Here is a 10448-nt window from a genome sequence, read left to right on the forward strand (position 1 = left end):
TGGCTTGAACCGTCCAAACCAATCTACTTAGAGAAGCGTTTTACTTCGAGAGCGTTCAGCCACGCAAGCGAATCGATGCTTTCAGCTTCTCTACGTAGTTTTCCTTAATCCATCAACTAATGTGAACTTTTGAAGTGCCTTCTTAGAAGAAGGCTTCAACTTTAGTTGTTCAGGGAAAAATACATTGGTGATTATCTGCTTGTATCTATTAGTACCTGAATATGCCAGTATCTCCCTTCGATGCTAAATTCTATCGAGCTGCTAATTCAGATTTAGCGAGCCTTACTGATGCTCAGGCGCTCCAGCACTTCCAAAGCTACGGTCTTAACGAAGGACGAGTCTTCTCCCCTCTTGCTGACCTCAGCTTCTATCGTTCCAGCAACACTGACTTAGCAGCAGCAGGGCTAACTAATAATCAAAAGCTTTATGACCACCTGTGCAACTATGGCGTGGCGGAAGGACGACGATTTTCTGAATTTGCTGATATAAACTTTTATCTAGCAGCTAATGGTGACGTTAAAACAGCGGTTGCAGGCAGCCGCGAAAGAGCTTTTAACCATCTGCAAAGTTATGGTGTTGCGGAAGGACGACAGTTTTCGCAGTTCATCAATATCAACTTTTATCTAGCGGCTAACAGTGACGTTAAAACGGCTTTTAGCGGCGACCGGGTGCAAGCACTACGGCATTTGGAACTCAACGGCTTGAAGGAAGGACGGCAGTTTAGTACGAGCTTTAGCACTAGCTTCTATCAAGGTCTTCACTCCGACCTCTCTGGTCTCACTAACATTCAGTTGCTGCGTCACTTTGAGGTTAGTGGATTGAGAGAGGGACGGAACGCTTCAGAAGCATTCAATGTCCAAGTTTATCTGGCTAATAATGCCGACCTTAAGGCAGCAGGCTTGAGTAACGTGCAAGCGCTGGAACACTTCGTCTTGTCCGGGCAGCGAGAAGGGCGACCTGGAGCAGATTATGCCGGTAATACGACAGCCACGGCTCGCAATCTAGGTGCTTTAACTGGTAGTCAAACGTATTTTGACTACGTGGGTCGAGGCGATGCCAATGACTACTACCAGTTCAGCTTAGCTACTGGTAGTAGTGTGAGTGTTGCGCTCAGTGGTTTGAGTGCAGATGCAAACATACGCTTGCTGAACAGTAGTGGTTCTACGATTCAGGCCTCAGTCAATGCTGGCATAGCAGCAGAAGCGGTCAATCGAGCTTTAGATGCTGGCACTTACTACATTCAGGTTTACTCAGCTAATAGCAGTGCCAGTAGCAATTACAACTTGAATCTAGCTACGACGCCAAGCCCAGCAGTCAACACGTCCCTTTACTGGACCAGACAATTAGGAAGTGCTAGTAACGATTTTTCGGAGGATATAGTTCACGACAGCTCCGGTAATGTTTATACAGTTGGTTATACCTATGGTTCTCTAGAACGCACAAGTGCTGGTTTGACCGATGCTTTCATCACTAAGTACGATAGCAATGGCATTAAGCAATGGGGTAGACAACTAGGAACCTCAGGACAAGATAGCTTCTACGCTGTAAATGTGGATACTTCAGGGAATGTTTATGCTGGAGGATGGACTGAGGTAGGAGGTCCAAATTCAGGAAACTTTGCGAGCTGGCTAGTCAAATATCATGCCAGCGGAGTGCAGCAATGGAGTACCCAATTTAGTTCAGAAAATTTTGTTAGAGACATAAAATTTGATCGATTCGGCAATGTTATTGTGAACAACGGATTTAGCATTGCTAAATTCAACAGCACTGGTGTCTTACAATCAACTTTCTCTCTACCTGAATCGCCTTCAAGTATGGATGTTGATAGTTCCGGTAATATTTTGGTTTCTGGGTCTACAACGAAGTCACTCGGAAGCACTAATGCAGGAAGTTATGATGCTTGGGTCGCTAAGTACAATAACCAAGGATCTCTACAATGGCTCAGGCAGTTGGGCACTTCAGCCAGTGAAGGCTCCTATACAATAGCAGTTGATAATCTGGGTAACAGCTACATAGCAGGATGGACTGACGGTGCCTTGGCTCCAAATGCTACTACACTAAATTCGACAGATGCATGGGTAGCTAAGTTTGATACCAATGGTACTCTTCAATGGATCAGACAATCAGGAAGTCCAGCGTATGACCAGGCTGAAGATGTCAGCATAGACACTGCTGGTAACATCTTTGTCACCGGGATAATAGACTTTAACCCTTATATTACAAAGTACACTAACACTGGGACATTACAGTGGACTAAACAGTTAGGGACTTCACGCAATACTTTTAGCAGTAGCATGAGTTTGGATAGTTCCGGAAATGTCTATCTATCTGGACGAACATCCGCTTCTTTGGAAGGAACTAATGCAGGTGGTCAAGACGCTTGGTTAGCAAAGTACCAGATAGACCAAGCAGGTAACATCTTCAACTCCACCTATGGCTATGGCTTAGTCAATGCTGCCGCTGCTGTGGCAAGAGCTTTGGGACAACCTATCTTTGCAGACGTGGCAGACCTCGGAGGCATTAACTGGGGCAATGACCTAGTGAAGGCTCCTGAATCCTGGGCTAGAGGTTACACCGGTCAGGGCATTACTGTTGCAGTGATTGACTCAGGCGTTGATATCACTCACTCCGACTTAAGCGCTAACATCTGGCGCAACACTAGAGAGATTGCGAACAACGGCGTCGATGACGATGGAAATGGCTACATCGATGATGTCAATGGCTGGAACTTCGGTGGCAACAACAGCAATATCATGCCTGGTTCTATGAGCATATCTGGCAACGGTCATGGCACTCATGTGGCTGGCACGATTGCTGGGGTGAACAATGGCTTTGGCATCACTGGGGTAGCTTACAACTCCAAGATCATGGCGATTAAATTAGGAGAAGTTAATAGCAGCGGTTCCTTCACTGGTAGCAATCTATCTGCAAGCATTCGCTATGCAGTGGATAATGGTGCCCGTGTTATAAACCTCAGCTTAACCACAGCATCAGCCTATGCAGAGTTAGAGGCTGCAATGACCTATGCTGCTGACCGTAATGTCATAGTCGTTAGTGCTGCAGGTAACAAACATACGCCTACCCCTGGTTATCCAGCAGCCTATGCGACTCAATACGGTATTTCAGTCGGTGCGGTAGATAGCAATCGAGTGATAGCTGATTTCTCCAATCGTGCTGGTACAGATTCTGCTATGCAGCATGTAGTTGCTCCAGGAGTCGGAGTGTACTCAACCTTGCCAGGTGATCTCTATGGTGTTTCTCAAGGTACTTCAATGGCCGCCCCACATGTAGCTGGTGTTGTTGCCTTAATGCTAAGTGCTAATCCTAACCTCACTGCTAGTCAAGCGCGTCAGATTCTGACTAACTCTGCCACAGGTCTCAATTTCAGCACCCTAACTGCAGAGACGTCAGGGGAAATTCAAGAAACATCCTTATAATGCTTGCTCAACTGTGGCTTCTACTGTAAGGGAAAGAAGTAGCTTGAGTTAGACTTTGAACCAAGCTACTTCTTTCACTAACCAAACAAAGCTCATCAATAGGGGCTAAATTCCAATAACTAGCCACTAGCTCACACTATGCTAAATCTGTTCTTGAGTTGTCTTACTTCTATGTCTCTTGCAGTTCCTACGACACCTGATGCATCGATTATGCCGAAGCAGGACCAGGGCATCCAAGGTGTTGTTCAGAAGTTGGGCGGGAATCAAATGCCAACTGTAGGGAGTACAGTTGCAAATGGCCCTCAGCCCATTCAAACAACGGTTTGGATTTTTTCAGGACAAATTTCTAATCCCGGGTCTCCTCAATGGCCGATTGCTCAAGCACGTCAGCATCCTAGCTTGCTGGGATGGGTTAAGAGTGATACCAAAGGAGTTTTTTCTGTAGGTTTACCTTCTGGAGAATACACGCTCTTTGCTGAATATGGAGCCAACCTTTATCTCAACTCCTTTTTAGGTAACGCTAATTACCAATCAGTGCAAGTCATCAAGCATCAAATCACAGAACTGAATTTAGTTAACACTGAAGATGCTTCCTTTTGAGCTGTCATACCTGACAAAAGAGACTTTATGGATAGCGTTTTCTATAAACCGATTTAACGTATGGGGTTCGAGGTTCAATGAGGCGCCGAGAGACGTGTGAAACAGTGCCACCAAGTTTGAGTGACCTGAATTTGGCATAGATAACTCAAAAGTTATAGTCTGAAACCCCGATTCTTTGGTCAAGGTCAGTTTCTGAAAGGCCCTAAAAACGTTTGGCTAGTTGCGGGTGGCAGCAGACCACCAAGCGACTACCAAAAGTATCACTGTTACGATGTGCCAAGCTTCCAAGGCGTGTGACCATTCTGAGCGAGACCAGCAGCGGCAGCGCCAGCGGACCGTTAGCCACGCTGCCCCTGCTATAGGCACAGCCACTGGGTAAATTTCAGCCATCTCGCTGACTGACAGGTACAGGCGGCGGGCACTTTAGAGGCAGTGACCTTGTCCAAAGTAGTAGCCATTTGAGCCATGTCAGACTTTTCCGACGAGCAACTGCAAGTGATTTGTGAAGCTGCCCAGGTGATTGCCTGCGAATGCCCGGCGCACTTGGTCGATTTGTTTCGCCGTGTCCGCCAGTTTCGCCGCTACACTCAGGAAGATTGCCTCGTGTTAGTGCCAGAAGCCGCTGCCACGCACCATTGGTTAAGTGACCAGATGCGACCGCTGGAAGCGGCGCTCGCTCAGGTGCTTACGGAGTTTCTGCAGCGAGAGCAGCTGTTGGACGCGCAGCAGCAGGTTGATTTAGCGAAACTCGCACAGCGTAATCGACAGGCGGCACTGCGCCATCAGGCAGCCCCGTCCTAATCTGAGTGCAACGCACCCCCTAGGGCGGCAGTCCCGGTCTCTGGGAGCCATGCACCTGAAGTTGAAAAGCACAAGTTGCTCGTTAGCCCTGCTGATCAATGGGCAACAGCAGCGTTCGGATGTCAGAAACTAGACCCACAGTTCCGATCCACTGTCTTGGCTGGTTATAACGTTTTAGGTCAGCGGTTGCTCGGTTCTTGGCATCCCACCCAAGCCGCTTCGGTCAAGCCGCTGCACCCAAATTTTTGTGCCGCAACACCTTACAGCTTAATCAAAGGAATAGCTAGCGAAGAATATTTCTGAAGGCTGGTCATCAGCATAAACAATAACGTACTTGCTCTCCCCTCGATTAACTAACGCGAAGAAGTCGTCGATCTTAGCTTCATAGTCTGAATCCTCCTCCTCATCTGTCTGCGCTTCTCCAAAGAGAGCCGCTTCAATGACTTGACGATTGGGTTTGTCAGTACGAAAAAATAGCGACAGATACTGCGTGGGTACTGGAGAAGCAACAGACATACCAGGCGCATCGGAAACCCTTTTGATGTCGAGAATTGATCGTGTTCCAGACCTGCAAAATGGCGAGGAAGCAACCTTGCTGCGCAAGGGCCTGTTCTACATTCACCCAGCGGCACAGACTGTCTTCGAGCAGGGCGATCCGCGTGCAGCACTCATTCGCTACTGGGAAAACAATGGTGAGCTCCAGGCGGGGGTGTTCCTTGTGGGCACCAGCAGCCTGGTTGGGTTGCTGTTTCAACGGTGGCGCCAAGCGCGATCGTTGAAGCTAGTCACCACCACGACTAACCGCATCAATGAACTCCAAACGCTGCTGGCGGCTGATCCTGAACAAGCCTTGCGGGACATTGAAGCACTACGCCAGGAGCACCGCCTGCGGTTTATTGATGGTGCCATTACCAGCGATATGTATGAGCAACTCCAACAAAAAACGCAAACGTTTGTCGAGCAATGCCGCAACCTGTTGGAAAAGCAGCGCAAGCAGTTTGTGATGGATACCCTGTTGCTGCTAGACGAATGGCAGGCAATGCTCCAAACCGATCCAGCCACTGCAATGCAAAAGTTAAGCCAGATTAAGCAGCAGTATCGGGAGATGCTGCTGGCAAATCAGGTTGATCTTGAAGCGTATGTCGAACTGATGGAATTGACGCTGATGTCGGTGATGACGCTGGTGCCTCAGGGGACTCACGCTCGCAATAGCTCTACTCCACCAAGGCGCGATCACTAAAAACAAAAGACCAGACCGATCATGGGGTTCTTTGCGCAACCCCTCAAAAAGGTATAGTCCACAACAAGACAAATGAGTCTTATTTTAAGAAGCCACCTGGTCTTTGTCTCCGACTCAAGCAAACGCTGCATAGTCGAGAAGCGTCAAAAAACTTCATGCCAAGTATTCCAGCGTTTCATAAGCTCTTAGACTTTGTGAGAAAGGCAATTTGAGACATGAGTTGAGACATGCTGATCGCGATGTCTCGAAAGGTATGCGTTCTGAGACAGTTCTGGGTAGGAAGAGCACTGATGCAGTGAGCACTGTGCAGACAGGTAAGAGGGCAGCAAATTGCCAGAAGTCTCGACATAAGAGCGTTTTGACGGCTATTAACTTGCTGAGAATCACAATAAGACTTAACCGTCTCAAAGCGGAATATACCTTTTTGAGGGGTTATGCAAACAACCCCTGAATGAATTGAGCGTCTATCTGGAAGTGACACCACAGCAACAACGAGCGGCCATCCTGACACGATGAAGCTAAATTAAACAAGCGATGTCCTTCTGATGAAGGGGTACTAAAACTCACTAGCAAAGTTACAAGCATCGGCTAGGCTCACAACAGCATCTGCCTTCGCCGATAAAACAACGAAGGAGAAACGAAAGTGATTTATTCAAAACTTTTGCCGAGCAGGTTGATGCGGTTCGCGCTTGTTACGCTGACAGCGGTGTCAGTGCTAGCGCTTGCCCATCCTAATAAGACGGCTTAAAGTCCTTTGCTTAAGGAGCACTGACTCAGCGATCGCTCTTCTGTCCTGTGCCCTGTAGGATGACTGATCTGCTTCATTGCCCATAAACTTGCGCTAGGCGAAAATTTTAGTTCAAGCATGTTTAGCTCGCAGAATCGTTGGTTTGAGGCTTACGGCTGGTCTAGCGGTATGGTGGGATAGCAATCACATCATGGAAAGGACATTAGCCCGTGCAAGCTACTACAGCATCGATCGCAGAAGAGATTGTTCAAGGCAAAGGTTATGTCTTATTGCCAGACCTATGCGCGCCTAGCGAAATGGCTGAAGCCAGATTGCACATTCTTAAACTTGCGGCAGCAGAGCCAGCCGGACGCTTTTTGAAGTCCGAGGGGCGTTCGCGGCTCTATCGGTTGCTGGAGGAAGCAGAAATTTTTGCACGGATGGTACAGCATCCCCGGGTGATTGAAGTGGCCGAAGCGATTTTGGGCAACGATATGACTCTTGGCGGCTTCTCTGCTCATATCCTCTACCCAGGTGCTACCAAGATGGGAGCGCATGTTGATTATCCCTATTTCACCATGACCCCTCCTTATCCAGCTACGCCTGTGATGGCGGTGCAGGCAATCTGGCTGATGGAAGACTTCACCGAAACCAACGGTGCGCCTTTGTTTGCAGCAGGCACCCAGAAGCATTGCCAATACCCAGAGACAAAGACGTTCGCGGCCTTGGCCCAGAAAGTTACTAGCACGGCAGGCTCGGTTGTGCTTTCGCATGGACTCTGTTGGCACGACACATCAACTAACCAATCACAGCAGCCGCGTGTTTCGGTACTGGGGAATTACAATCCAAAATTTATCCGACCACTGGAAGATCCCGCTCAACCTTTGTCGCAAACTTTTATAGAGCAAGCAAGCCCGAAACTGAGGCAGTTACTTGGTTATGAGTTTCGCTCTGCTCTTTTCAAGGATGTGCAGAGAGTACAGTCGTAGACCACGATCGCTCTTCTGTCCTGTGTCTTGTAGGACGTCTGTAAAGTATCTTGTAGGACAGTCGTCGCCACGATCGTTGGGGTTCGAGTATCATCCGATGTTATTGGCGAATGTATTACAACTGCCCTATCAAGCGTGCTACAAGACTTGGTGAGTAACGAAAGATCAAGCGTTCCAGCATTTGTCACCTTTCTGTAAGCCTGCTTGTAGCACATTCGCCAACAGTATTTATGTACTACTCAAGCCCCAGTTCCCGTTCAGAGAGCTATTGCCAAACCTCTTGATGGTGCGTGAGTTCTTCCCCGATCCAACCGATTGGCTATCAGGATCGGTGGTGGTTTGGTCAGTGGGAATTGAATATCGGTTGTATGGCTCTGTCACAAAAACTAACGGGAACGAACAAATGGCTTGATCTAGACTCAATTGAGCAACAAGTCCAAAAATTTGCGACACGAATGCTACTTGTGCTCTGACCTCACCTTTTTCAACACCTTGAACCTGTCCTTTGCGAATCATATTCATCGCCTCGATCCTGCTTAAGGTTCGTCTAGCACTGGGAAAGACTTGAACCCCAGCATCGGTTTCGTGATGCGCTTGATATTGCGATGGTCTTGCTCAATCAGGTTATTCAAGTATTTCACCTGTCTCAGTTGAGTCTCTGGTGCCAGCATTTGTTCACTTTTAAGCGTTTCCATAGCAACCGGATAAGCCGCATTTTTGTCCACGTTGATCACCCGTGGTTAGGTGACGTGACTGGCTTGCAACACTTTGCGAAAGAAGCGTGCTGCTGCTTGGCTATCCCGCTTGGCGCTCAACATAAAGTCCAAGGTGTTACCGGCTGAATCGACAGCGCGATATAAATATTTCCACACCCCCTTGATTTTGATATGGGTCTCGTCTACACGCCAAGAATCATTCGTGGGCTTTATAGCAGTGTGCAAGTTTGCTCAGTACACTGATAGGGAACAGAATAAACCGATTTTCTCTCTTTCGATGCGACCTTACTCCTGCGACTTGCGCCAAAAGATTGTCAGTCTTTACAATCAAGCAGATAATTTCCTACTCAGTATTTCCATTCAATAAACAGCAAAGTCGTTTTGCTAAATTTGTTGCTGTTCCTGCTTACTTTATCTGCATAATATTGGGATTTTTTCAGTTAGTAAGAGGCTATATCGAACTCGCTAACTTGCTACTAATTATAGGTAGCGTAATGCTATCACTGACCTGTATTTATTATGCCAAGTTCTGGTATCCATATATCCCATTTGATGGTAATTTTGCTAGGGTTCAAGCTGAAAGACGACAGTATAAAAGAAAACGTCGTTTTGCTGTTTTAGGTGCCGTTGCTACCCCTCTTATAGTCTTTGCTATATTCTACGTGTGGACGTATTATATTCCCTCTGTTAGCACAGTTCTCTCTATTGCTGACTTTCATGAAGCTGACTCTATTGATAAATTTCATATTGGTTCAAATATTCGACAAAAGCTAAGATTTTCAACTACTACTGAAAATGAGAAAAATATAAAATTTCGTCCTTTAAGCAAAACTTTTACTGAACAGCAAAGACCCACTGCTATTGGTGAAGGAAAACAGCAAAAAGCAACTATTCTTATTTGGGGTTGGTATAACGAGTTTTTAGAAGAAAAGGGACCTCAACTAGGGATCAACTCTCTCTTTGAACTGCTGAATCCACCTCTAGACTTCTCTAGAGTAGGTGAAGCGATTGGAGCAGTTAATGAACAGGGTTCATGGACTTTACCACCTCTTAGCAACCAACTAACTCCTGCTGAAGTAAGTAGTCAGTTTAATTCTCTATCTTCAGAGATGACATATTTAACTCTTTTTACCATAGGGCTAGGACACTATAAAGCAGGGCAGTTAGAAAAGACAGTTGAACATTTCAATACTGCAATTAATCATTTTGATACGGCATTAGGGCAACTCAAGGAGATTGAAGAGCCTAAGTCTAAACTAAATCAAAGCTTTGTTCACTTTTACCGTAGTAACGCTCTTTTCTATAAAGCTCTATTCTCTGAATCTGGAGTTGATTACGGTCAAGCAATTGATGGTTTTACTACAGCTATTGAACTCACATCCGACAGTCCTTATGCCTCATTGAATTTTGAAGGTACTAATATTGATCAACAGACTTCATCCATTGTTCTTGCTAGTTACAGCCCAGCATCTCGCAGCGAATCTGATGTAGATGCAACAGGTGGTACGCAGGAAATAGTTTGCACTAATCAAAAACGTGATACTCATATCCTTGTTAACAGCTCAGAGGCACAACTGAAAGCTTACTTGGCAAGGGCCTATAACAATCGAGGTCTTGCTTACGCGATGAAAGGCGATAAAGATAAAGCCCTAGCTGATTACGCTCAAGCAGCTCTGCTTGATTCTGAAATTGATGAAGTTTGTAATAATTTGGGAGTTATGTATGCTGAGCAGGGTAAGTACAAGCTGGCTATTAGAAATTATGAGCGAGCAATTTCTAATAGTGATGATATAGAAGATACTTTTGCATATAACAATCGGTAGTCGTGTAAAAGTAATGTTGCTAAATTAACAGTGCTGTTCAAAGTGCTAATCCCCGATGCGTGCTTGCCCTAGTTGTACTTCGGCTCAAACTATCAAAAGTGGTCGTATCCATACA

General features: G+C 46.5%; 7 protein-coding genes and 1 pseudogene. 6 read left to right on the plus strand and 2 right to left on the minus strand.

All coding sequences use genetic code 11. The annotated features are described in order from the left end of the window. Positions 1-221 precede the first annotated feature (221 nt). From H6F76_RS14210 to H6F76_RS14220, 3 genes are all read left to right on the plus strand, one after another. Positions 222-3437 carry a S8 family serine peptidase gene (locus tag H6F76_RS14210; RefSeq protein ID WP_190509113.1) on the plus strand — a complete coding sequence of 1072 codons (3216 nt, stop codon included), beginning with the start codon at positions 222-224 and terminating at the stop codon, positions 3435-3437. Positions 3438-3608: 171 nt separating this feature from the next. After that, entirely contained in the window at positions 3609-4037 is a 429-nt protein-coding gene (locus H6F76_RS14215; protein ID WP_190509115.1) for a hypothetical protein, read from the plus strand. A 465-nt stretch (positions 4038-4502) separates the two neighbouring features. Then, on the plus strand, positions 4503-4838 hold the full coding sequence (locus H6F76_RS14220; RefSeq protein WP_190509117.1) for a hypothetical protein: 336 nt from the start codon (positions 4503-4505) through the stop codon (positions 4836-4838). Between the two features lie 267 nt (positions 4839-5105). Here the strand turns inward: H6F76_RS14220 and H6F76_RS14225 are convergent, their stop codons facing one another. Next, complete coding sequence (locus tag H6F76_RS14225; RefSeq protein WP_190509119.1) at positions 5106-5354, minus strand: hypothetical protein; 249 nt, start codon at positions 5352-5354, stop codon at positions 5106-5108. 25 nt (positions 5355-5379) lie between these two features. Between H6F76_RS14225 and H6F76_RS14230 the strand changes: the two genes are divergently transcribed. Together H6F76_RS14230 and H6F76_RS14235 are read left to right on the plus strand one after the other, a co-directional pair. Further along, a complete protein-coding gene (locus H6F76_RS14230; protein WP_199322114.1) occupies positions 5380-6078 on the plus strand; it encodes a hypothetical protein in 699 nt (232 codons plus the stop codon). Positions 6079-7035: 957 nt separating this feature from the next. Beyond that, the gene (locus H6F76_RS14235) at positions 7036-7794 is read left to right on the plus strand and encodes a phytanoyl-CoA dioxygenase family protein (protein ID WP_190509121.1); all 759 of its coding nucleotides are present in this window, start codon (positions 7036-7038) and stop codon (positions 7792-7794) included. 426 nt (positions 7795-8220) lie between these two features. On the opposite strand, the pseudogene H6F76_RS30510 reads toward H6F76_RS14235, so the two are convergent. Continuing rightward, a pseudogene (locus tag H6F76_RS30510) lies at positions 8221-8723 on the minus strand (IS6 family transposase); the annotation flags it as partial. Between the two features lie 281 nt (positions 8724-9004). On the opposite strand from H6F76_RS30510, the gene H6F76_RS14255 reads away from it, so the two are divergent. Then, positions 9005-10333: a tetratricopeptide repeat protein gene (locus H6F76_RS14255; RefSeq protein WP_190509129.1), complete on the plus strand. Its 1329-nt coding sequence runs from the start codon at positions 9005-9007 to the stop codon at positions 10331-10333. Positions 10334-10448 lie beyond the last annotated feature (115 nt).

Source organism: Leptolyngbya sp. FACHB-321, assembly GCF_014695975.1.
Taxonomy (GTDB): Bacteria; Cyanobacteriota; Cyanobacteriia; order Leptolyngbyales; family Leptolyngbyaceae; genus Stenomitos.